Genomic DNA, 21871 nt, shown 5'->3' with positions numbered 1-21871 from the left:
TCAGAGCGAAACGCCCTCGATCGTTTCGGCCTGCCTGGCGGAAACGTCCTGCATCACGGAGCGAACGGCGATGCTGATCTCGCGAACGGTCAGCTCGAGATGCGAGGCATCCCGCCAGCGGGCCTGGCCGTCGAGATAGCCGCCCTTGCCGGTGTGGGAAATCGGGCCGATGTCCCGCTCGACGAGCCGTTTCTCGCGAAGCGCCCTGTTCCAGTGCGACCCGGCGAAGATCGGCCAGCGACCGGGGAAGGCGAAGCGGGCCAGCCGGTAGACGAAGTCCCGCGAGCCGTAGAGCGAGATCAGCCGGCCGGCTTCGGTGACCCCGCGGTCCGAGGCCATGACCCCGCCGAAGGCGACGACCGAGACCGATGCCCCCGTTGCTGCGGCGAGATAGGGAGCCGCGCTGACCGCGATCTGGCCACCGCCGCTGGAGCCCATGAGAATGATCGGGCAGCCGTCGGCGGGGGCATAGCCGCTGGCGATCAGCCGGTCGAGGATGACGCGCGACAGGCCGAAGCCATAGATCGGGCCGTAGCGATTGTCCGCCGCCACCAGCACCTGGAACAGGTTGCGCGTGTGCAGGATCGGCGGCAGCAGGAACGTCTGCGCCTTGCGCCAGCGACGGGCGGTGCGCCACAGCCAGCGAAAGACGCGCTGCCCGGTGAACAGGGGCAGGCCTGACGGGGCATAGGGGAAGACGTCGGTGACGAGCGCGAATTCGGGCAGCGAGTCGCGAAGGCGCGTCAGGAAGGCCTCCTCCGAAGGCATCAGTTCCGCCCCCGAGATGGAACCGATTCCCGCGAGGAAGACCACGTGCGCACGCGGCGCCTGTGAGACCGGCGAGGCGTCTCGGTCCGGTGGTGGTGCCGCCTTGGCCGCGCCGGGTTCGTCGTGTGGACCGAGCCAGCCCGCCCACCAGCCGAGCGTCTCGAACGGCGCCATGATCATCGACACCACGAAGATGATCGCACCGAGCAGGACGATGTAGCCGAGGACGCCGGTCATTCGCCGGGTTTCCGTCCGCCGGTGAGCTTCCTTGCCCGGGCGATGAGGTGATCGGCGAGATTCTGCGACGTGACCGTCAGGGCGCCGCCGGCCGCCGCATGGTGAAGCCGTTCGATCACGAAGCCGAAGGGACGGCCGAAGAGAAGCGACATCAACCGGATCGCCACCCAGCCGAGGAGTGCTGCCATTGCGGCGATGCCCACGGGGATGCCGATGCCATGGTGCAGCCCGAACAGGATCAGGCCGAAGACGAGAACGTCGAGAAAACGGCTGAGCGCCTCACCGAAATAGGGCGCCAGCGTGAGGATCCCGAACAGCCGAGGCGCCTGCGCCAGCGCGATGATCCCGATCACCGGCCCGTAGGCGACTTCGCGCCGGAACGCGTATTCGACGGCGATCGTGGTGCTGACGGCGGTGACCACGGCGCTGGCCAGATAGATGAGGGCCATCAGGACGAGGCTGAGGACGAAGCGGGTGAACGGAACGCGATTGAAGAACAGGACGAGGCCATGGCCCGCGGCCTGCGACATGCCGGCGAGAAAGGCCATCAGCAGCGCCAGATCCCGCCCTGCCGACGTGGCCGCAACCCGAAAGGCGCCGGGCTCGAAGGCGAGGGCCGAGAGGCCGAGCGACACGGCATCGACGACCGGCCGTATCAGTTCCCATTTCAGCGCCAGCAGCCAGCCGGTGGGGCCGTCGATCATCGTGGACTTGCCTCCGGGTTCTGCGCAGCTGGCCTCGACAGGTTGAGTGGTCGGTCATCGAGAGCGGGTCATGCCGCAACGCCCGTCCGATCCGCACCTAGAATAATGTCGCGGCCGGACCTCGGCAATGAGGCCATTCGCCTCCCGGCGCCAGCCTGTGAACGGCGCGCTCAGACGGGGTGGCGCACGGTGGCGCCCGCGCGTCGCCGCCGGCCCGACTGAAGCTGCCACAGCGAATGGCCGACGAGCGTGATGATCAGGATCGAACCGCCGATCATGGACGCCCGCGACGGCACCTCGGTGAAGATGAGCCAGACCCAGACGGGGGCGAGAACGGTCTCCAGAAGATAGAACATCGCGACCTCGGGACCGGTGATGTAGCGCGGCCCGGTCGCCAGACAGAAGAAGGCGATGGGCATGACCACCGCGCCGTTGAAGAGGATCCACCCGGGCGCCTCGACCTTGTAGCCGACCTGGCCGACCATCGCGATGGCGACGAGAAACGGCGCCACGACCGCGATCAGCGCCGTGAATCCCATCTCCGCGCCCGAGGCGCGCGTGATCGTGATCGCGCAGGCGATGAAGAAGGCCGACGCCAGCGCCATCAGGTCGCCGAAGAGATTGCCGCTGGAGACGCCATCGCCGACGATGATGAGGACGCCCACCATCATCAGCCCCATCGCGACCAGCGTCGCCGGGCGCGGCCGCTCCTTGAGGAAGATCCAGGAGAGCAGGGCGGCGAACATGGTGTTGAAGGCCAGGATGAAAACGAGGTTTGCCGTCGACGTGTTGTAGACCGCCGTCATGAAGGTCAGCGTCGACATCGCATAGAGCCCGGCCACCGCGAGCCCGACCCGGCCGGGGATCAGCGCGGGCGGACGGCCGCCCAGGAGCCGCCAGGCGGTCCAGATGATCAGCGTAGCCGCCACGGTGGCTCCGCATCGCAGCAACAGGATCGACCATGCCTCGCCGTTGGCGAGCCGGAGCAGCGGGATGTCGACCGTCAGGGCCATGCCGCCGATGGCGGTGATGACGAGGCCCTTGGTGTGGTCGCTCATGGGGGTGGACATGCGTTCGATCCGTCATGGTGGGGCTGACGGAGGGCGGCAGCCTCGCTCGGCCGGGCTTGTTCCGCGGGAATGGCTTCAATCTAGAGCAGGGGCAGCATTTTCGACAGCGCTTGCGCGTCGGCAAGGACTGGTCCAGCGGTCATGCGACGGGCTCGGCATGCCGCTCCCATCCGCGCGGACCGAGATGTTCCTGCGGACCGAAGCGGATCTTGTAGGCCATCTTTCGGGAGCCGGCGACCCAGTAGCCCAGATAGACATGCGGCAGACCCGCGGCCCGGGCCCGGGCGATGTGGTCGAGGATGAGGAAGGAACCGAGCGAACGGTCCTCCTGGTCCGGAACGTAGAAGGAGTAGACCATCGAGAGGCCGTCGGACATCCGGTCGGTGAGCGCGACCGCGATCAGTTCGCCCTCGCCACGGCCGGTGATGAAGGTATCGGGTCCGCGCCGCCGGTACTCGATCACCTTGGTGTCCACATGCGTGTCCTCCACCATCATGGCGTAGTCGAGCACGGTCATGTCCGACATCCCGCCCTTCCGGTGGCGGGCGTCCAGATAGGTGCGGAACAGCGAATACTGCTCCGTCGTCGGCTCCGCGTCGTGCACCGCGCCGACCAGGTCGGCGTTGCGTCGAAGCACGCGCTTCATGTTCCTGGACGGTTCGAACTCGTTGGCGAGGATGCGCACCGACACGCAACCGCGGCATGTCTCGCAGGCCGGGCGGTAGGCGATGTTCTGCGATCGCCGGAAGCCGCCTTGCGTCAGGAGGTCGTTCATCTCGGGCGCCTTGTCGCCGACGAGATGCGTGAACACCTTCCGCTCGTACTGTCCGTCGATGTAGGGACAGGGCGAGGGGGCCGTGAGGAAGAACTGCGGCGACTGGGTCGGATGATGCGTCATCGATCGCGGACTCTGAGCATGTCCCGCAAAATCGTCCGCGCGGGGCCAAACGTCAACTGGGTGCGGGCCGGGGTCACCGAGAAATGACGCCGGCGCCGGATTCGGGTTCGGGCCGGGTTCCTCAGAAGTCGTCGCGCGTCACGACGGTGCCGAGCAGGAGATCGTGCAGGGTCCGCTTGCGGTCGAGAAACAGCGGCGCGAGCAGGATCAGCGGCGTCAGCAGCACGTTGCCGGCCCAGAACAGGACCGTGTGCACCACCGCCAGGAGCCCGTCGACGGGACGCCCGTCGAGCCGGTCCAGGCGCAGACCCATCATCCGCATCCCCACCGTCGCCTGCTTGCCGCTGCCGAGGGTGCCCCAGATGTAGATCAGCGCCACCATCGGCCCGAGCACACCGTAGAGCGCCCATCCGAGGCCGAGCGTGACGACGCCGAGCACGGCGATCAGAATGGCGAAGGGGATGCAAAGCAGGCCGATGATCAGGTAGTCGACCAGGAAGGCGAAGACGCGCCGCGTCCGCACGCCATCATAGGCGCGCCAGTCGTCCAGCCTCGTCTGGATGATTTCGCCGTCGAGAATGCGTTCCGTCATCGTCCTTGCCCTTGTTCAGCAGCCGTCGGCCACCCAGGGAAGATGGGGACGGACGCCATGAATGCAAGGTTCTGGCGGCGGTCGCGTCCGCGGGGGCGCCGGGACGCCCCGGTGATCGCCGTCGATCAGGGCGCGGCCCTGAGCGCCATGGCGGCGCTGGTGTAGCCGCCGGCCGCGCCATCGATGAAATGCACGTGGTTGTCGCTGGTCACTGACGGCACGATGCAGGTCATGATCGCCGATTCCTGCTCGAACAGGCCGTAGGAGACGATGCCGGCGGCCGAGGCTTCCCGCAAGACGGTCTCGATCCGGTCGCGGGTCGCCGCATCGCAGTCGATGGTCATTTTCAGCCCGTCGTCGAACTTCCGGAAATCGGCGTTGTCGCGCGTCACCTGGACGTAGTGCGTCGGATCGAAGGCGCCGAGCTTGATGCGGGTGATGAAGAAGAAATGGGCGACCAGCGTGGTGGCGAGCAGTTCGATCTTCCGCCGGAGCAGCGACCCGTGGCCCCGCGACGCCAGTGCCTCGATCGCGATGCCTTCGTTCGGCCAGGTGACGCCGGGCCCTTCCGGAGGAACCGGATGCCCGCCGCCGGCCAGCCCGCGCGTCATCTCCACGACACGGCGCGACACCGCCGTCACGGCGGCCGGGTCGGCGCCTGGTCGAGGCAGCACGAGAACCGAGAGGATGGTGCCGTTGCGCGACTTCATCGGCGTCCAGCGGCAGGAAAGGCCCGACAGGTCGGGCAGGGCACCCTCCGGCGCCGGGTCGATCCTGTATCGACCCGCCTTCATTTCGCGATCCGCCCAGGCAAGTCCGCCACCGGCAAACATCGCATAGTCGATCGTCGCCGACGGGCGATAGCGCGCCACCGAGACGTCGAAGCCCGCCGCGCGGATGTCGGCGACCGGCACGATCGCGCCGCGCAGCTCGAATCCGAACGCGTCCGCGGCCCAGCGCAGCACCCGGGACAGCGCATCCGTGGCCCGCGGCAGATGGCCCGAGGGGAAGGCGAAGCTGGCGCCGTCGCCGCCGAAGACGAAGGGAAAGGTCATGCCGTCGGCGGCATTCATCTGGGCGGAAATGACCGACGCCCCGACCGTGTTGACGATCTTGTAGCGGCCGGCCGCGATGTGAGCGGTGGATCCGACGATGTCGGCCGTCCCGACATACCAGTCGTCGGGCAGCGGAACATAGGCGTTGCCATCGGCCAGGCGGCTGAATTCGCCTTGCGGGGCGAGGCGGGCATAGAAGTCGTTTGCAAGCGGATCCGCCATGGCCTGTTCTCCTCCGGGTGTCGGTCGCGCCCCGCCGACATGCCCGATCAGCGCCCTGCGGGCGGAATCCTGTCGCCTCGCCCGACCTTAGCCTGCCGCGGATGCCAGCGCCGCTCAGTTACGCGTGAGCCTATGAAAGGGTTTCATCCTGCTTCGCCCCGTATCCGTCGTTTCTCGCGCGGATGCCGAGCGAATGTCCACGGCCCTCAGCCTGCCAGCGCCCGTCCGATTGCCCGGAAAAGGCCGATCGTCTCGGCTTCGCGGAAGGAGCTTTCGTCATTCGTGGTTCCGTAGCGATGGTTCGCCGACAGCTTGGCGATGACGAGGTCTCGGCGGGGATCGACATAGACGAACTGGTTGTAGACGCCGATCGCGGCGTACTCGCCCTCGTCGCCGGGTAGCCACCACTGATAACCGTAGTTAAAGATGGTGCCCGCGAGCCCGCCGGCGCCGGCCTTCAGGTGCGGCGCGTCGGCGGTGACCGACGCCGCCACCCACGCTTCCGGCACGATCTGCCGGCCGTTCCAGCGCCCGCCCAGACGGTAGAGCTCGCCGAGCTTCGCATAGTCGCGCGCCGTGGCGTTGAGACCGCCGAAGGCCATCTCCATGCCCGTCGAATCGACGAGCCAGTGCGCGTCGTCCTCCATGCCGAGCGGATGCCAGAGCTTTTCCTCGACATAGTCGCGGATCGACGTGCCGGTCACCGTCTTCAGGAGCATGCCGAGCGCCTGGGTGTCGGTCGAGTTGTAGAGATTCCAGGTGCCCGGCTCTCTCTGGCGCTCCAGCGTCGCGGTGAAGTCGTTGAAGGACCCGCCATGGGCAAAGACCGCTATGAAGCGGTTGATGTCGGAAGCCGGATCCGAATAATCCTCGTTCCAGCGCGCGCCGGACGCCATCTGCAGCACGTCCTTGATGCGCGCGCCGTCATAGGCGGAACCCTTCAATTCGGGGACGTAGGCGACGATCTGGTCCTCGACGGAGCCGAACGCGCCTTCGGCCTGCGCGATGCCGAGGGCGGCCGAGACGAAGCTCTTGGCGACCGACATCGACACCCAGGTCACGCGGGGACCGCCGGTCAGCCAGTAATCCTCGTAGCGAACCCGTCCACGGTGAAGAACCATCAGCGCGACCGTGTCGGTTTCGGCCAGGAAAGCGGCCGTGTCCCGGTCGCCATCCCCGAACCGGTAGGTCGCGGGGAGATCGATCGCCTCGCCGCGCGGCAGGGGCTGCGGCTGCGGTGCCGCCGTCATGGTGGCGACCGGAAAAATCTCGTGCTGCCGGTTGAACCTGTCCTCCTGGCGGGCGCCCGAAAACAGGCTCTGCAGATACGCGACGCGATCGGTCATCCCCGTCTTCCCCCGCTTGAGTCTGGTCCTCGCCGTTCAGCCGCGCTTGTTGAGGAGGGCTGCCACCTCGGGCGCGAAATAGGTCAGGATGCCGTCGCAGCCGGCGCGCTTGAAGGACAGCAGCGTCTCCATCATGACCTTCTCGCCATCGATCCAGCCATGGGCCGCCGCCGCCTTGATCATCGAGTACTCGCCGGAGACCTGATAGGCGAAGGTCGGCAGGCCGAGTTCGTCCTTCAGGCGCCGGATGATGTCGAGATAGGGCAGGCCGGGCTTCACCATCAGCATGTCGGCGCCCTCGTCGACGTCCTGCTCGGCTTCGCGCACCGCCTCCTCGGAATTGGCATGATCGAGGTAGTAGGTCTTCTTGTCGCCCTTCAGAAGGCCGGCAGTGCCGATCGCCTCCCGGTAGGGACCGTAGAAGGCCGACGCGAACTTCGTCGCATAGGACATGATCGCCACGTCGCCGAAGCCGGCCTCGTTGAGCGCGTCGCGGACGGCGCCGATGCGTCCGTCCATCATGTCCGACGGCGCGATGATGTCGGCGCCGGCGGCCGCCTGCAGCACCGCGGCCTCCGCGATCTGCCTCACCGTCTCGTCGTTGACGATGGTCCCGTCGCGCAGGATCCCGTCATGGCCGTGGCTGGTGAACGGATCGAGCGCGGCATCGGTGATGATGCCGATCTGCGGAACGGCAGCCTTGATGGCGCGCGATGCCCGGTTGAGGAGATTGTCGGGGTTGAGGATCTCCGAGCCGGTCTGGTCGCGCAGCGAATGGTCGACATTCGGGAACGTCGCGATCGCCGGGACGCCCAGCCTCGCGGCCTTCTCCACCTCCTCGACGGCGATGTCGATCGTCAGGCGGAAGACACCCGGCATGGCGTCGATGGGTTCGCGGCGATTCTCGCCGTCGATGATGAAGATGGGCCAGATCAGGTCGTCGACCGAGAGTCGATTCTCCTGCACCAGCCGACGCGACCAGTCGGCCTTGCGCATGCGCCGCATCCGGCGCGATCCGGTGATTTCGTCCACGGATCGGGCTCCGGGCCTCGCTGCGCGCAACATCCTGTCCATGACGCTTCCTCCGAAACTCCGCGACGCTTCCCTGTGTTCAGCGCCTTTCGATTGCCTTGCCACCGCCGTGCATCCGCCGGCATTGACGCTTCGGTCAACCCTGCTTAAGCCTCGTCACGATCGTAAGGAAGGGGTGCAGATGGATTTCGGAGGAGGCCAGGACATCCGTTTCGAGCGCCGAGGCCGGGCCGGCGTCGTGACGATGACGCGGCCCAAAGCGCTCAACGCGGTGACCCACGGCATGGTGCTGGCGCTCACGCGCGCGCTGGAGGCCTGGAGCCGCGATGATTCGGTCGCGCTCGTCGTCATTGGCGGCGAGGGGCGCGCCTTTTGCGCCGGTGGCGACATTCTCGAGGTGTATGCAGCCGGGAAGGCGGGCCGACCTCTGTTCGAGTTCTTCGCCGACGAGTACCGGCTCAATGCCGCGATCGCCCGCTTCGAAAAGCCTTACGTGGCGCTGGTGGACGGCATCGTCATGGGCGGCGGGGTTGGCGTTTCGGTTCATGGCAGTCACCGCGTCTTCACCGAGAACGCCGTCTTCGCCATGCCCGAAGTGGGCATCGGCTTTTTCCCGGATGTCGGCGGCAGCTTCTTCCTGCCGCGATTGAAGGGCAGCTTCGGCGCCTACCTGGCGCTGACCGGCAATCGCATCCGATGGGGCGATGCGCTCTGGTCCGGTATCGCGACGCATACGGTGCGATCGAGCGATTCGGCCGCGCTTCTCGATGCGCTGTGCGAAACCGGGGACGCCGACGCCGCCGGCGCGCGCTTTGCGGTCGACGCCCCCCGCGAGACGAGCGATCCGGCCATCACCACGATCGGACGGCACTTCTCGCTGGAGCAGATGGACCACATCCTCTCCAGTCTCGAAGAGGCCGCCGACAGCGGCGACGAGGTTGCGCGCCAGGCGCTCGCCACATTGCGCACCCGCTCGCCGACCAGCCTGCTCGTCACGCTCCGGGCGCTGCTGTTCGGCGGCATGCTCGACATGGACGAGTGCATGCGGATGGAGTTCCGCATCCTCAACCGCATGCTGACCGGTCATGACTTCTACGAAGGGATCCGCGCCGCGCTGATCGACAAGGGCTCGACGCCTGCCTGGCGGCCGGCGCGGATCGAGGACGTGGAGCCGGCCGCGATCGAAGCCTATTTCGAGCCGCTCGCCGGCGGGGAACTGATGATGTGACGGAAGACGGCATCAAGGCATCGGTTCTGCAACCGGCGTTGATCGAAGGCCTGTTCGCGGCCTTCCAGCGCATCGTGGCAGCCTATTGCCTGCTGTTCGGGGTGTTCTACTGGATCCGCCTGATCGGCTATTTTCCCGGTCCGCTCTGGCGCTTCGACACCATGCCGGTCGAATGGCAGATCGCCTCCGTCACGCTCGCCGCGCTCTATCCTGTGGCGGGCATCGGCTTGTGGATGACGGCATCCTGGGGGCCGGTAATCTGGTTCATCTGCGCCGCGATCGAGATCGTCATGTACGGCGCCATGGGCCATGTCTTCGGCAGTCGATGGATGCTGGTGGGCTCCTATATCCTGATCGCGCTGCTCTATGTGGGCTTCCGCGCGGCGCTCGTCTGGCATGCGCGCCAGACCCGCAAGTAGCGGTCCATTAACCCAACTCGACGGCGGGCAGAACGAAAGCCCTTGTTAATCCTGACGTTTAAGTCGAATTTTATGGGTGCGCGCTAGGGTGAGGCCAAGGTGAGAAGAAAAAAATACTCGCCAGGCGTCAAACGAGAGGCACAACCATGATCAACACCCGACAGGCACCGAAGCCCGTCCCGGCACAGGACGATCGCAAGGAAGCCATCCGCTCATTGTATCTCGAAGCACTACAGCTGGTGGAGCGTCTGCACCGCCGACTGCTCGACGTGATCAAGGACGAGTTCGAGCGCAATGGCCGTTCCGACATCAACGCGATCCAGGCATTGCTGCTGTTCAACATCGGCAATTCCGAGCTGACGGCAGGCGAACTGCGGACCCGCGGCTACTATCTGGGATCCAACGTCTCCTACAACCTGAAGAAGCTGGTGGATCTCGGCTTCATCAACCACCAGCGCTCGCGCATCGACCGTCGCTCGGTCCGAATCAGCCTGACCCCCAAGGGCCAGGAGATCGCCGAGATCGTCGCCGGTCTCTATGACCGTCACATCGGCTCGATCGAGCAGGTCGGCGGCATCAACGTCGACGAGTTCCGCGCCATGAACAAGGCGCTGCTGCGCCTCGACCGGTTCTGGAACGACACCATCGCCTATCGCATGTAATGCCCTGCGAAACGTCGGCATCGAGGATGGCGAGGGGCTGGCCGATGGCTGGCCCCTTCCGCGTCCGGCAGGATCACCGGCTTGTGTAGCGACGGGGCCATTTTGCGGCCATAATCGGGTGGTCTGGGCTAGGGCTGCGCCTGTCGGCCCTTCGACGGCGCGGGGATATGGTTGGTGTTTTCTTAACCGACCCTGCCTATCGTCGAGACCTGTCCGTCGCGGGCTTCCGCGTTCAAGAATGAGGCCGTTTGCACGATGAAGATCGATCGCCGTTCCTTTCTGACCGGTGCTGGCGCCGTGGCCGCGACCCTGGCGTCCGGCTCCGCGCATGCCCAGGACGTCATCCGTGATCTCATCCTGTCTCCGCGACGCGGAAACTGGGACGAGCAGTTCGACGCGCGCGCCTATGAGGGCGGTCGCGTGGCGACGAGCCTGCCGATCTTCAGCCCCGACACCGTCTCGCATGTCGAGATGGCGATCGGCCAGTATCACAACATCGTCGCCCAGGGTGGCTGGCCGATGGTGCAGGCCTCCCAGAAGCTGCGCCTCGGCGTGGTCGATCCGGCGGTCGAGACCTTGCGTCGCCGCCTCATGATCTCGGGCGACCTCGCGACCAGCGCCGGCATCTCGCCGGCCTTCGATTCCTACGTCGATGCCGCGGTCAAGCGCTTCCAGCTGCGCCATGGCCTGCCGTCGGACGGCGTGATGGGCGATTACTCCTACGCCGCCATGAACGTGTCCGCGCCGGTTCGCCTCGGCCAGCTCGAGACCAACCTGGTTCGCCTGCGTGCGATGTCGGGTTTCCTCGGCGACCGCTACGTGATGGTCAACATTCCGGCCGCGCAGATCGAGGCGGTCGAGAACGGCCGCGTCGTGCTGCGGCACACGGCCGTCGTCGGCAAGATCGACCGCCAGACGCCGATTCTCAATTCCAAGATCAACGAGATCATCGTCAACCCGTTCTGGAACGCGCCGGAATCGATCGTCCGCCGGGACATCATTCCGCTGATGCGCAAGAACCCGAACTATCTCGCCGAAAACAACATCCGCATCCTCGGCCCCAAGGGCGAGGTCGATCCGCTGAGCATCGACTGGAACACCGAGGAAGCCGCGAAGCTGCATTTCCGCCAGGATCCCGGCAAGATCAACGCAATGGCGTCGGTGAAGATCAACTTCCCCAATCCGCATGCCGTCTACATGCACGACACGCCGCAGCAGAGCCTGTTCAACCAGATCGAGCGCTTCCACTCGTCCGGCTGCGTGCGCGTGCAGAACGTGCGCGATCTCGTCACCTGGCTCCTGCGCGACACGGCTGGCTGGGATCGTCAGCGTTTCGAGCAGTCGATCAAGAGCGGCGAGAGCACGCCCGTTGCGCTCGCGGCCGCGGTGCCGGTCTACTTCACCTATGTGTCGGCCTGGTCCACGGGCGACCGCGTCGTCCACTTCCGCAACGACATCTATGGCCGCGACGGCGTCGACGAGCTGATGATCTCCGCCGCGCTCTGAGCAGCGCTGAACCTGTTCGAAAAGGCCGCCGCGTGCGGCCTTTTTCTTGTGTCCTGGCGGGCAGCCGCGGCCGCGGCTGCCGGGGCCGACGATCTGCCGCATTCCGGACATGGAATTTCGCACCCTCCCGCGTGGCAGGGGCATGTGCGATGTGATATTGCGCCCGCAACCGCAACCACCGTCCGAGGAAGGATGCCCATGGCCACCGCGACCGCCGCGAAGACGTTCGAGGAGAATCCGTTCAACCTGCCGCTCGAGCAGGCCGATCCCGAGATTTTCGGCGCCATCGGCAAGGAACTCGGTCGTCAGCGGCACGAGATCGAACTGATCGCCTCGGAAAACATCGTCAGCCGCGCCGTGCTCGAGGCGCAGGGCTCGATCATGACGAACAAATATGCCGAGGGCTATCCGGGCAAGCGCTATTATGGCGGCTGCCAGTTCGTGGACATCGCCGAGGAACTGGCGATCGAGCGCGCCAAGAAGCTGTTCGACTGCCAGTTCGCCAACGTCCAGCCGAACTCCGGCTCGCAGATGAACCAGGCCGTGTTCCTCGCGCTGCTCCAGCCGGGCGACACCTTCATGGGGCTCGACCTGAACTCCGGTGGACACCTGACCCACGGCTCGCCGGTCAACATGTCCGGCAAGTGGTTCAACGTCGTCTCCTATGGCGTGCGCAAGGAGGATCACCTCCTCGACATGGACGAGGTGGAGCGCCTGGCGAACGAGCACAAGCCGAAGCTGATCATCGCGGGTGGCACGGCCTATTCGCGCATCTGGGACTGGAAGCGCTTCCGCGAGATCGCCGACGGCGTCGGCGCCTGGCTGATGGTCGACATGGCCCACATCGCGGGCCTCGTGGCCGGCGGCGTGCACCCCTCGCCCCTGCCGCATGCCCATGTCGTGACCACCACCACGCACAAGTCGCTGCGCGGACCGCGCGGCGGCATGATCCTGACCAATCACGAGGACATCGCCAAGAAGGTCAATTCGGCGGTGTTTCCGGGCCTGCAGGGCGGCCCGCTGATGCATGTCATCGCCGCCAAGGCGGTCGCGTTCGGCGAGGCGTTGCGGCCCGACTTCAAGGTCTATGCGAAGGACGTCGTCGCGAACTCGCGGGCGCTGGCCGCGAGCCTGATCGAAACAGGCCTCGACATCGTCTCGGGCGGCACCGACAACCATTCGATGCTGGTCGACCTGCGTCCCAAGAACGCCACCGGCAAGCGCGCCGAGGCAGCGCTCGGCCGCGCCAACATCACCTGCAACAAGAATGGCATCCCCTTCGATCCCGAAAAGCCCTTCGTCACGTCGGGCATCCGGCTCGGAACGCCGGCCGGCACGACGCGCGGCTTCGGCCAGGCGGAATTCCGCGAGATCGGCCAGCTCATCTCCGAGGTCATGGACGGCCTCAAGGCGGCGAACTCCGACGAGGGCAATGCCGCCGTCGAAGCCGCCGTCAAGGCCAGGGTCGTTGCGCTCACCGATCGCTTCCCGCTCTACCCCTTCATGGGGTGAACGGCGGGACGGTTTGAGGCGAACTGGATGCGGCCGGGGCGACCCGGCCGTTTCGTTTGGACGGAGGGCACCTTCGGCTTTGCGCCGACGGACGAATCCGCCTAAGCCTCTCCTGGCCGACGAACACGCGACAGGGTTCCATGCGCTGCCCCTACTGCCAGTCTGAAGACACCCAGGTAAAGGACTCGCGCCCGGCCGAAGACGGCGCGGTGATCCGCCGCCGTCGCGTCTGTCCCGATTGCGGCGGCCGCTTCACCACCTTCGAACGCGTCCAGCTTCGCGACCTCGTCGTCACCAAGAAGTCGGGGCGCCGCACGCCGTTCGATCGCGACAAGCTGGAGCGGTCGGTGCAGACGGCGCTGCGCAAGCGCCAGATCGATCCGCAGCGCGTCGAGCGCATGATCTCCGGCATCGTGCGGCAACTCGAGAGTTCCGGCGAAAGCGAGGTCTCGTCGAGCACCATCGGCCGCCTCGTCATGGAAGGGCTGATGAACATCGACGAGGTGGCCTATGTCCGCTTCGCCTCCGTCTACCAGGATTTCCAGAAGGCCGAGGACTTCGAGGGATTCCTGCGCGAGATGGACAGGCAGGACTGATCGGCCGGCTTCAACTGGCGCTTTTCGAGTGGCCCATGCCTGCGCTATGGCATCGACCATGAGCACGACGACCGACGACATCGACTTCATGAAGGCGACCATCAGGCTGGCGCGCCGCAATCTCGGCCGGACGGGTACCAATCCGTCCGTCGGCTGCCTGATCGTGCGCGATGGCCAGGTGGTGGGGCGCGGCGTGACCGCGCCGGGTGGACGACCGCATGCCGAGCCGGTCGCGCTGGCCGAGGCGGGCGAGCTGGCGCGAGGGGCGACCGCCTACGTCACGCTGGAACCCTGCGCCCATCACGGCGCCACGCCGCCATGCGCCCGAACGCTGATATCGGCCGGCATCGCGCGCGTGGTGACCGCGGTCGTCGACCCCGACGAACGCGTCAATTCCAAGGGCCACGCCATGCTGCGCGAGGCGGGCGTCGTGGTCGAGACCGGGCTGCTGGAAGCGGAAGCCGGGCACGATCTCGCCCCGTATCTCGTGCACAAGAGCCTTCGCCGATCCTTCGTCACGCTGAAACTCGCGGTTTCCCCGGACGGGCTGCTGGGGTTGCGCGGCGGCCGCCAGGTCGCGGTCACCGGCACGGAAGCGCGCACGCAGGTTCATCTGATGCGGGCCGAGCATCATGCGATCCTGATCGGCGCCGGCACCGCGATCGAGGATGATCCGGAACTGACCTGCCGCCTCGCAGGCCTCGAGGATCGGTCGCCGCAGCGCATCGTCCTCGATGCGCATGCGCGGCTGCACGCCGGCCTGAAGCTCGTGACCAGTGCGCGCGAGACGCCGCTTCTGGTTGCCGGACCCGTCAACCCGGCCCTGGCCGACAGCGGCGCGGAGTTTCTCGCCTGCGAATATGCCGACGGGCGGGTGGCGCTTCCGGAACTGCTCGAAGATCTCGGCGCGCGCGGCGTCCAGAGCGTCCTGGTCGAAGGCGGCGCCCGCGTTGCCGAAGCCTTCCTGGCCGCGGGCTTGGTCGACCGGATCGCGCTGTTCACCGGCGCGTGGCGCGTCGGCGATGGCGTTGATCCCGCGCGCCACGTGGTCTCTCCGATCACCGCCGCGACGCCGCCGAAGGGCTATGGTTTGACATCGACCGGCGCTTTCGGCCAAGACCGGCTGCACATCTACGACAGGGCCTGACCATGTTCACGGGTATCATCACCGACGTCGGCACCGTCGCGGAGAAGCGTTCGCTCAACGAAGGCGTGCGCTACCGGATCGAGACCGCCTATGACCCGGCCTCGATCGCGATCGGCGCGTCCATCGCCTGCTCAGGCGTCTGCCTCACCGTCGTGGCCCTGCCGCCGGACGGCTCCAACGCGCGCTGGTTCGAGGTCGAGGCCTGGGAAGAGGCGTTGAGGCTGACCACCGTCTCGCAGTGGCAGGTCGGGACCCGCATCAACACCGAGCGCGCCCTGAAGATCGGCGACGAGCTGGGCGGCCACATCGTTTCGGGCCACGCCGACGGCATGGCGACCATCGTCGCCCGCAAGGACGAGGGCGACGCGGTGCGCTTCACGCTGGAAGCGCCGGCCGAGCTTGCCCGCTTCATCGCGCCGAAGGGTTCGGTGGCCCTGGAGGGCACGTCGCTGACCGTCAACAAGGTGGAGGGACGTCGCTTCGACGTGCTTCTCATCCAGCATTCCCTTTCGGTGACCACCTGGGGGGCGCGGCAGGTCGGCGACGCCGTCAATCTCGAGGTCGACACCATGGCGCGCTATGCCGCGCGGCTCGCGGAAGCGGACAGGGAACTGTCCTGAACCGAACGTTTCCGGACGGAAGACAGGGGAGCTTGAAGCATGAGAATCCTGTCGCTCAATGCCTGGGGCGGCCGGGTCTTCGAACCGCTGCTTCCGTTTCTCCATGAGATGGATGCCGATGTGCTGTGTCTCCAGGAGGTCATCCGCACGCCCGGGATGGGGGCACGATGGCTGACCTATCGGGGCGATGGCGCCGAACTGCCGCAACGGGCCAACCTCTTCGACGAGGTCCGCGCCCTGCTGCCGGATCATGATGCGGGGTTTTTCCCGTCGGCGCGCGGCGTTCTCCATGACGACGGCACCGTTCATCGGTCGGAGTTCGGACTGGCGACCTTCACGCGCCGCTCCTTCTCCGTGATCGGGCAGGCGCTCGATTTCGTCCACGGCTCCTTTTCGCCCGATGGTTGGGGCGCGCATCCACGGCCGCGCAACGCGCATGGGGTCCGGCTGTTTGATCCGGAGACGAACGAGCCCATCGCGGTGGTGCACCTGCACGGGCTCCGCGAGCCGGGCGGCAAGGCCGATACGCCGCACCGCCGCGCGCAGGCGCAGGCCCTGGTCCAGCTCATTCGTCGCGTCTGGAGCCCCGGCGAGAGGCTGGTCGTGTGCGGCGATTTCAACCTGCTGCCCGACAGCGAGACTTTCGCCACCCTCGCAGCGCTGGGCCTGACGGAGCTCGTCACGACACGCGGCTTCACCGACACGCGCACGTCTTTCTACGAAAAGGACGGTCGCTTCGCGGATTATCTCCTGGTGACCCGCGACGTGGAGGTGCGTCGCTTCGAGGTCGTCGCGGCCCCCGAAGTGTCGGATCATCGTCCGCTTCTGCTCGACATCGGCTGAAGGCGCCTCGAAGTCGCACCGCATCCGGTCGTAAATGGCTTGCGGGAGGACGCCGATCGGCCTAAGTCACGCGCGATCCGGAGACAGACATGGCATCCACCACGCAACAGGGCTCGGCTTTCCTTCAGCCCGAGGGCAAGGCCCATCTTCTCATCATCGAGGCGCGCTTCTACGATGACCTCGCCGACGCCTTGCTCGACGGCGCCAGGATCGCGCTCGACGAAGCCGGTGCGACCTATGACGTCGTCACCGTGCCCGGCGCGCTCGAGATTCCTGCCGTGGTCGCCCTCGCGCTCGAAGGCGCGCGGAAGGGTGGGACGGTCTACGACGGCTTTGTCGCGCTCGGCACCGTCATGCGGGGAGAAACCTATCATTTCGACATCGTCGCCAATGAATCCAGCCGCAAGCTGATGGACCTTTCGGTCGACAAAGCGCTGGCGCTCGGCAACGGCATCCTGACCACCGAAGACGAGGCGCAGGCCTGGGCGCGCGCGCGCCGGAGCGAGGGCGACAAGGGCGGTTTCGCCGCCCGTGCCGCTCTCACGATGATCGCCTTGCGCGAAAAGTTCGGAGCCTGACGCGTGGCGCCGGATGAAAAATCGAACCCGGGCGGTCCGCGTCAGGCCAACAAGCGGGGCGCGGCGCGTCTGGCGGCCGTGCAGGCGCTCTACCAGATGGACGTGGCCGGCAGCGGCCTGCTGGAGATCACCGCCGAGTATGAGTCCTTCCGGCTCGGCAAGGAAATCGACGGCGCCCTCTACCGCGAGGCGGACCCGCAGTGGTTCCGCGCCATCCTGGCAGGGGTGGTCGAGAACCAGAAGGTCGTCGACCCGGTGATCCGTCAGGCCCTGACCGAGGATTGGCCCCTGTCCCGTCTCGATTCGACGCTTCGCGCGATCCTGCGCGCTGGCGTCTATGAACTGATGGAGCGCAAGGACGTCCCGGTCGCCGTCATCGTTTCCGAATATGTCGACATCGCCAAGGCCTTCTACGACGAGGACGAGCCGAAGCTGGTGAATGCGGTGCTCGATCGCGTCTCGCGCCGCATTCGGGGCGAAGGACGCGGCAAGGACGCATCGTGATCGAGGGGCTGGCCGCGCGGGAAAAGGAAGCGCGCCGCACGGCGATCATCCTGGCTTGCGCCAGCGCCATCGTCGGATCGGCCGCGCCCATCGCGATCTCCACCGGCGGGCTTGCCGGTCACTATCTGCTCGACGCCGACAAGTCGCTCGCGACCGCACCGGTGACGGCCTACAACATCGGCGTCGCGCTCGGGGCCCTGCCGCTGGCGTTCGTCGTGCGCCGTTTCGGCCAGCGCAACGGCTTCATCGGCGGAACGCTGGCCACCGCCGCCGGCGGCGCGCTGGCGACCTACGGCCTGTTTCGCGGCGATTTCTGGCTTTTCGGGCTGGGCTTGCTGATCGTCGGCTTCGGCGGCGCTTCCGTGCAGCAATATCGGTTCGCTGCGGCCGACAACGCGCCCTCCACCTACAAGGGCAAGGCGATCTCGACGGTTCTCACCGGCGGCGTCGTCATGGCGATCATCGGGCCGCAGGTGGTCATCTTCTCGCGCGAACTCTTTGCGCCGGTCATGTTCGCCGGTTCCTACGTGGCCATCATCGTGCTGGCCGCCATCGGCGCCGTCATCCTGTCGTTCCTGCGCCTGCACGACAAGCAGGCCAAGCCCTACGTCGAATCCGCGCTGCCTGCCCGTTCGACCTTCGAGATCTTCACGCAGCCGCGCTTCATGGTGGCGTTGCTGTGCGCCATCGGCTCCTACGCGCTGATGAGCTTCATGATGACCGGCGCACCGATCGCCATGGTCGGCTGCGGCTTCACGCCGGACGAGGCGGCGCTCGGCATCTCCTGGCACGTGATGGCGATGTTTGCGCCGAGCTTCATCACCGGGAAGCTGATTTCGCGCTTCGGCAAGGAAACGATCGTCGCCGTCGGGCTGCTGCTTCTCGTCGCCTGCTCGGTGGTGGCCCTGTCCGGCATCGCGTTGTGGCAGTTCTGGACTGCGCTCATCCTTCTGGGCGTCGGCTGGAATTTCGGCTTCATCGGCGCGACGGCCATGGTCTCGGAAACCTACACCGATGCCGAGAAAGGCAAGGTCTCGGGCCTGCACGACTTCCTGCTGTTCGGCTCCGTCGCGTTCGGCTCGCTGATGTCGGGAACGGTCTACAACGCCTATGGCTGGGACATGCTGGCCTGGATCATGTTCCCGGTCATCGCGCTTTGCCTTGGCGCGCTCGGCTGGCTGTGGCTGCTTTCGCGCAACGGCGCCGAACGTCCGGCCTGACGCCGTCCTGCCGCCGCGCGCTGGCGCAAGACGCGATCGTCGTCTCGGCCGACGGCGTCGGAGTTGCCGCCGCTGCCCGCACCCCGTCCCAACGCCGGCCGCTTGCGGCCATGATGGCGAAAGCCGGGCAAAACAATAACAAATCCTTGACGTTGGCTTGGCTGTTCCGGATAAAGCCGGACGCTGGGCGCAAACCGGACTTGCCGATCATCGCCCGGTCACCCAAAGGCCCGGGGAGGGGTTCAGTCGGGCCACCATTCGAGGAAATCCGCAATGACCATGCTCTATGTCGTCATACTCTGCGGCGTGCTGTCGGTCGTCTACGCCATCTGGGCGACGCAATCGGTCCTTGCGGCCGATCAGGGCAATGCACGCATGCAGGAAATCGCCGGCGCCATCCGTGAAGGCGCGCAGGCCTATCTTTCCCGCCAGTACACCACCATCGCCATCGTCGGCGTCGTCGTGTTCCTGCTCGCCTGGTGGCTTCTGTCCGGGCTCGCGGCCATCGGCTTCCTGATCGGCGCCGTGCTTTCGGGCGCGGCCGGCTTCATCGGCATGCATGTGTCGGTGCGCGCCAACGTCCGTACGGCGCAGGCCGCTTCCAACAGCCTCGCGGCGGGTCTCGACATCGCATTCAAGTCCGGCGCCATCACCGGCATGCTCGTCGCAGGCCTGGCGCTGCTCGGCGTCTCCGTCTACTATTGGGTGCTGATCGGCCCGATGGGCATCGCACCGAACGACCGCGCCGTGATCGACGCGCTCGTCTCGCTCGGCTTCGGCGCTTCGCTGATTTCCATCTTCGCGCGCCTCGGCGGCGGCATCTTCACCAAGGGTGCGGATGTCGGCGGCGATCTCGTCGGCAAGGTCGAAGCGGGTATCCCGGAAGACGACCCGCGCAACCCGGCTACGATCGCCGACAACGTGGGCGACAATGTCGGCGACTGCGCCGGCATGGCGGCGGACCTGTTCGAAACCTACGCCGTGACCGTCGTCGCCACCATGGTGCTCGGCGCCATCTTCTTCGGCGGGACCGCCGTGCTCGGCAGCGTGATGATCTATCCGCTGGCGATCTGCGCGGCCTGCATCATCACCTCGATCGTCGGCACCTTCTTCGTCAAGCTCGGCTCCAACGGCTCGATCATGGGCGCTCTCTACAAGGGCCTCATCGTGACGGGCCTTCTGTCCATCATCGGGCTCGCCGTGGCGACGTCGCTGACGGTCGGCTGGGGCGAGATCGGCACCGGCGGCGGTGTGGCGATCACCGGCATGAACCTGTTCGTGTGCGGCATCGTCGGCCTCGTCGTGACCGGCCTGATCGTGGTCATCACCGAGTACTACACCGGCACCAACAAGCGCCCCGTGAACTCGATCGCCCAGGCGTCGGTGACCGGCCACGGCACCAACGTCATCCAGGGCCTTGCGGTGTCGCTCGAGTCGACGGCGCTGCCTGCGCTCGTCATCGTCGGCGGCATCGTCGTCACGTTCCAACTGGCCGGCCTCTTCGGAACCGCGATCGCGGTGACGACCATGCTCGGCCTCGCCGGCATGATCGTCGCCCTCGACGCGTTCGGCCCCGTCACCGACAATGCCGGCGGCATTGCCGAAATGGCCGGGCTGCCCAAGGAAGTGCGCCAGTCGACCGACGCGCTCGACGCGGTCGGCAACACCACCAAGGCGGTGACCAAGGGCTACGCGATCGGCTCGGCCGGTCTCGGCGCGCTGGTTCTGTTTGCGGCTTACTCCTACGACCTGGAGTACTTCATCGCCAACAGCGCGACCTACCCCTACTTCCAGGGCATGGAGGACGTCTCGTTCTCGCTGTCCAATCCCTACGTGGTGGCGGGTCTCATCTTCGGCGGCATGATCCCCTACCTCTTCGGCGGCATCGCGATGACCGCCGTCGGTCGGGCGGCCGGCTCGATCGTCGAGGAGGTTCGCCGGCAGTTCAAGGCCGATGCCGGCATCATGGCGGGAACGTCGAAGCCGGACTACGCTCGCGCCGTCGACATGCTCACCAAGGCCGCGATCAAGGAGATGATCATCCCCTCGCTGCTGCCGGTGCTGGCACCGCTCGTCGTCTATTTCGGCGTGCTGCTGATCTCGGGTTCCAAGGCTTCGGCGTTTGCCGCGCTCGGCGCCTCGCTGCTCGGCGTGATCGTGAACGGCCTCTTCGTTGCCATCTCGATGACCTCGGGTGGCGGCGCGTGGGACAATGCCAAGAAGTCCTTCGAGGACGGCTTCATCGACAAGGATGGCGTCAAGCACCTGAAGGGTTCCGAGGCCCACAAGGCGTCGGTGACCGGCGACACCGTCGGCGATCCCTACAAGGATACCGCTGGTCCCGCCGTGAACCCGGCGATCAAGATCACCAACATCATGGCGCTGCTGTTGCTGGCCGTTCTCGCCCACAACTGACCGCGCTGCCGGGCCGAAAGAAAGAGACCCGCGGGAGCGATCCCGCGGGTCTCTTCGTTCGTGAACCGGATGGCGCGGCCCGGAGGGCGCGGCAAGGACCGCCGCGAAGGCGCGCTCTTACATCCCGCTGCCGCCGAGGATACGGCCGGCCTGCGAGGCTGCAGCGGCGCCGCCGCCGCCGCCGGACAGCAACTGCCCGATGAAGCCCTGGTCCTTGCCGCCGGTCGGCGTCGTGCGCGACACGAAATCGAACACCTTGCCGTCCTGAAGGCCATAATTGGCGATACGCTCGACGCGCCCGTCAGCGCCGAAATAGACCGACATGATGCGCTGGTCGACGAGCTTCGAATTCATGAAGGCCGCCTGCCGGACCCGGGTCTGGGAGATGTAGTAGAACACTTCGCTGTCGAAGGTGGCCGTGGTCGAGGGCGTTCCGAGCGCCAGCAGCACCTGCTCGCGGCTGGAGCCGACCGGCACGAGCTCGAGCGCCTGTTCGTCGGCCACGTATCCCTGGGTGATGGTCTCACGCGGGTTCAGCGCATCGGTACTGCACGCCGACAGCAAAATCGCGGAGGCGGATGCGAGAACGGGCAGGACGATCATCCTGGCCTTGAAATCGTGAAAGGGCACCGACATCTCCATGCAAATGCGGCCAACATGCTTGCGCAGGGCCACGAACTCGGTAAACCAGCTTCTT

22 protein-coding genes are annotated in these 21871 nt (G+C 66.5%); 13 read left to right on the top strand and 9 right to left on the bottom strand.

Translation table 11 applies throughout. From position 1 onward, the window contains the following. From EJC49_RS06105 to hemB, 8 genes are all read right to left on the bottom strand, one after another. Window positions 1-1005 carry a hypothetical protein gene (locus tag EJC49_RS06105; protein WP_126698575.1) on the bottom strand — a complete coding sequence of 335 codons (1005 nt, stop codon included), beginning with the start codon at window positions 1003-1005 and terminating at the stop codon, window positions 1-3. Then, window positions 1002-1709 carry a hypothetical protein gene (locus EJC49_RS06100; protein WP_126698574.1) on the bottom strand — a complete coding sequence of 236 codons (708 nt, stop codon included), beginning with the start codon at window positions 1707-1709 and terminating at the stop codon, window positions 1002-1004. Before EJC49_RS06100 ends, EJC49_RS06105 begins: the two co-directional genes overlap by 4 nt. 170 nt (window positions 1710-1879) lie before the next feature. Continuing rightward, a complete protein-coding gene (locus EJC49_RS06095; RefSeq protein WP_126698573.1) occupies window positions 1880-2779 on the bottom strand; it encodes a DMT family transporter in 900 nt (299 codons plus the stop codon). A gap of 139 nt (window positions 2780-2918) precedes the next feature. Beyond that, on the bottom strand, window positions 2919-3677 hold the full coding sequence (locus EJC49_RS06090; RefSeq protein WP_126698572.1) for an arginyltransferase: 759 nt from the start codon (window positions 3675-3677) through the stop codon (window positions 2919-2921). Window positions 3678-3798: 121 nt separating this feature from the next. After that, complete coding sequence (locus EJC49_RS06085) at window positions 3799-4269, bottom strand: RDD family protein (RefSeq protein WP_126698571.1); 471 nt, start codon at window positions 4267-4269, stop codon at window positions 3799-3801. Between the two features lie 125 nt (window positions 4270-4394). Further along, complete coding sequence (locus EJC49_RS06075; protein WP_126698569.1) at window positions 4395-5546, bottom strand: DUF3095 domain-containing protein; 1152 nt, start codon at window positions 5544-5546, stop codon at window positions 4395-4397. A gap of 206 nt (window positions 5547-5752) precedes the next feature. Further along, window positions 5753-6892: a serine hydrolase domain-containing protein gene (locus EJC49_RS06070; RefSeq protein ID WP_126698568.1), complete on the bottom strand. Its 1140-nt coding sequence runs from the start codon at window positions 6890-6892 to the stop codon at window positions 5753-5755. Window positions 6893-6928: 36 nt separating this feature from the next. Beyond that, window positions 6929-7966, bottom strand: a complete 1038-nt coding sequence (gene hemB, locus EJC49_RS06065; protein WP_126698567.1) for a porphobilinogen synthase — start codon at window positions 7964-7966, stop codon at window positions 6929-6931. Window positions 7967-8105: 139 nt separating this feature from the next. Here hemB and EJC49_RS06060 point away from each other — a divergent pair, with 139 nt between their 5' ends. The 13 genes from EJC49_RS06060 (at window position 8106) to EJC49_RS06000 (ending at window position 21174) form a co-directional block, all read left to right on the top strand. Continuing rightward, a complete protein-coding gene (locus tag EJC49_RS06060) occupies window positions 8106-9152 on the top strand; it encodes an enoyl-CoA hydratase/isomerase family protein (protein WP_126698566.1) in 1047 nt (348 codons plus the stop codon). Further along, window positions 9149-9571 carry a DUF6163 family protein gene (locus tag EJC49_RS06055; RefSeq protein WP_126698565.1) on the top strand — a complete coding sequence of 141 codons (423 nt, stop codon included), beginning with the start codon at window positions 9149-9151 and terminating at the stop codon, window positions 9569-9571. Before EJC49_RS06060 ends, EJC49_RS06055 begins: the two co-directional genes overlap by 4 nt. 146 nt (window positions 9572-9717) lie before the next feature. Then, on the top strand, window positions 9718-10233 hold the full coding sequence (ldtR, locus tag EJC49_RS06050) for a transcriptional regulator LdtR (protein WP_126698564.1): 516 nt from the start codon (window positions 9718-9720) through the stop codon (window positions 10231-10233). A gap of 255 nt (window positions 10234-10488) precedes the next feature. Then, entirely contained in the window at window positions 10489-11739 is a 1251-nt protein-coding gene (locus EJC49_RS06045; RefSeq protein WP_126698563.1) for a L,D-transpeptidase family protein, read from the top strand. A 198-nt stretch (window positions 11740-11937) separates the two neighbouring features. Next, the gene (glyA, locus tag EJC49_RS06040; protein WP_126698562.1) at window positions 11938-13251 is read left to right on the top strand and encodes a serine hydroxymethyltransferase; all 1314 of its coding nucleotides are present in this window, start codon (window positions 11938-11940) and stop codon (window positions 13249-13251) included. 140 nt (window positions 13252-13391) lie between these two features. Then, window positions 13392-13847, top strand: coding sequence for a transcriptional regulator NrdR (gene nrdR, locus EJC49_RS06035; protein ID WP_126698561.1), 456 nt, complete (start codon window positions 13392-13394; stop codon window positions 13845-13847). A gap of 58 nt (window positions 13848-13905) precedes the next feature. Continuing rightward, the gene (gene ribD / locus EJC49_RS06030; RefSeq protein WP_245453285.1) at window positions 13906-14994 is read left to right on the top strand and encodes a bifunctional diaminohydroxyphosphoribosylaminopyrimidine deaminase/5-amino-6-(5-phosphoribosylamino)uracil reductase RibD; all 1089 of its coding nucleotides are present in this window, start codon (window positions 13906-13908) and stop codon (window positions 14992-14994) included. Between the two features lie 2 nt (window positions 14995-14996). Then, complete coding sequence (locus EJC49_RS06025; RefSeq protein WP_126698559.1) at window positions 14997-15614, top strand: riboflavin synthase; 618 nt, start codon at window positions 14997-14999, stop codon at window positions 15612-15614. A gap of 39 nt (window positions 15615-15653) precedes the next feature. Further along, window positions 15654-16457 carry an endonuclease/exonuclease/phosphatase family protein gene (locus EJC49_RS06020; RefSeq protein ID WP_126698558.1) on the top strand — a complete coding sequence of 268 codons (804 nt, stop codon included), beginning with the start codon at window positions 15654-15656 and terminating at the stop codon, window positions 16455-16457. Between the two features lie 89 nt (window positions 16458-16546). Further along, window positions 16547-17035 carry a 6,7-dimethyl-8-ribityllumazine synthase gene (gene ribH, locus EJC49_RS06015; RefSeq protein ID WP_126698557.1) on the top strand — a complete coding sequence of 163 codons (489 nt, stop codon included), beginning with the start codon at window positions 16547-16549 and terminating at the stop codon, window positions 17033-17035. Between the two features lie 3 nt (window positions 17036-17038). Beyond that, on the top strand, window positions 17039-17539 hold the full coding sequence (gene nusB / locus EJC49_RS06010) for a transcription antitermination factor NusB (RefSeq protein WP_126698556.1): 501 nt from the start codon (window positions 17039-17041) through the stop codon (window positions 17537-17539). Beyond that, entirely contained in the window at window positions 17536-18759 is a 1224-nt protein-coding gene (locus tag EJC49_RS06005) for an MFS transporter (protein WP_126698555.1), read from the top strand. Before nusB ends, EJC49_RS06005 begins: the two co-directional genes overlap by 4 nt. A gap of 273 nt (window positions 18760-19032) precedes the next feature. Further along, window positions 19033-21174 carry a sodium-translocating pyrophosphatase gene (locus EJC49_RS06000; protein WP_126698554.1) on the top strand — a complete coding sequence of 714 codons (2142 nt, stop codon included), beginning with the start codon at window positions 19033-19035 and terminating at the stop codon, window positions 21172-21174. A gap of 117 nt (window positions 21175-21291) precedes the next feature. Here the strand turns inward: EJC49_RS06000 and EJC49_RS05995 are convergent, their stop codons facing one another. After that, complete coding sequence (locus tag EJC49_RS05995) at window positions 21292-21810, bottom strand: outer membrane protein assembly factor BamE (RefSeq protein ID WP_170314635.1); 519 nt, start codon at window positions 21808-21810, stop codon at window positions 21292-21294. Between the last annotated feature and the right edge of the window lie 61 nt (window positions 21811-21871).

The organism is Aquibium carbonis (assembly GCF_003970795.1).
GTDB classification, from domain to species: domain Bacteria; phylum Pseudomonadota; class Alphaproteobacteria; order Rhizobiales; family Rhizobiaceae; genus Aquibium; species Aquibium carbonis.
This window is presented reverse-complemented; position numbering and strand designations above follow the sequence as displayed.

Excerpts from the sequence above, each read along its gene's own strand:
- EJC49_RS06075 (WP_126698569.1), bottom strand. The coding sequence starts at position 5,546 with ATGGCGGATCCGCTTGCAAACGACTTCTATGCCCGCCTCGCCCCGCAA.
- glyA (WP_126698562.1), top strand. The coding sequence starts at position 11,938 with ATGGCCACCGCGACCGCCGCGAAGACGTTCGAGGAGAATCCGTTCAAC.
- ldtR (WP_126698564.1), top strand. The coding sequence starts at position 9,718 with ATGATCAACACCCGACAGGCACCGAAGCCCGTCCCGGCACAGGACGAT.
- EJC49_RS06085 (WP_126698571.1), bottom strand. The coding sequence starts at position 4,269 with ATGACGGAACGCATTCTCGACGGCGAAATCATCCAGACGAGGCTGGAC.
- nrdR (WP_126698561.1), top strand. The coding sequence starts at position 13,392 with ATGCGCTGCCCCTACTGCCAGTCTGAAGACACCCAGGTAAAGGACTCG.
- EJC49_RS06060 (WP_126698566.1), top strand. The coding sequence starts at position 8,106 with ATGGATTTCGGAGGAGGCCAGGACATCCGTTTCGAGCGCCGAGGCCGG.
- EJC49_RS06020 (WP_126698558.1), top strand. The coding sequence starts at position 15,654 with ATGAGAATCCTGTCGCTCAATGCCTGGGGCGGCCGGGTCTTCGAACCG.
- EJC49_RS06090 (WP_126698572.1), bottom strand. The coding sequence starts at position 3,677 with ATGACGCATCATCCGACCCAGTCGCCGCAGTTCTTCCTCACGGCCCCC.
- EJC49_RS06095 (WP_126698573.1), bottom strand. The coding sequence starts at position 2,779 with ATGTCCACCCCCATGAGCGACCACACCAAGGGCCTCGTCATCACCGCC.
- EJC49_RS06070 (WP_126698568.1), bottom strand. The coding sequence starts at position 6,892 with ATGACCGATCGCGTCGCGTATCTGCAGAGCCTGTTTTCGGGCGCCCGC.
- EJC49_RS06000 (WP_126698554.1), top strand. The coding sequence starts at position 19,033 with ATGACCATGCTCTATGTCGTCATACTCTGCGGCGTGCTGTCGGTCGTC.
- EJC49_RS06025 (WP_126698559.1), top strand. The coding sequence starts at position 14,997 with ATGTTCACGGGTATCATCACCGACGTCGGCACCGTCGCGGAGAAGCGT.
- ribD (WP_245453285.1), top strand. The coding sequence starts at position 13,906 with ATGAGCACGACGACCGACGACATCGACTTCATGAAGGCGACCATCAGG.
- EJC49_RS06045 (WP_126698563.1), top strand. The coding sequence starts at position 10,489 with ATGAAGATCGATCGCCGTTCCTTTCTGACCGGTGCTGGCGCCGTGGCC.
- EJC49_RS05995 (WP_170314635.1), bottom strand. The coding sequence starts at position 21,810 with ATGTCGGTGCCCTTTCACGATTTCAAGGCCAGGATGATCGTCCTGCCC.
- EJC49_RS06105 (WP_126698575.1), bottom strand. The coding sequence starts at position 1,005 with ATGACCGGCGTCCTCGGCTACATCGTCCTGCTCGGTGCGATCATCTTC.
- ribH (WP_126698557.1), top strand. The coding sequence starts at position 16,547 with ATGGCATCCACCACGCAACAGGGCTCGGCTTTCCTTCAGCCCGAGGGC.
- EJC49_RS06100 (WP_126698574.1), bottom strand. The coding sequence starts at position 1,709 with ATGATCGACGGCCCCACCGGCTGGCTGCTGGCGCTGAAATGGGAACTG.
- hemB (WP_126698567.1), bottom strand. The coding sequence starts at position 7,966 with ATGGACAGGATGTTGCGCGCAGCGAGGCCCGGAGCCCGATCCGTGGAC.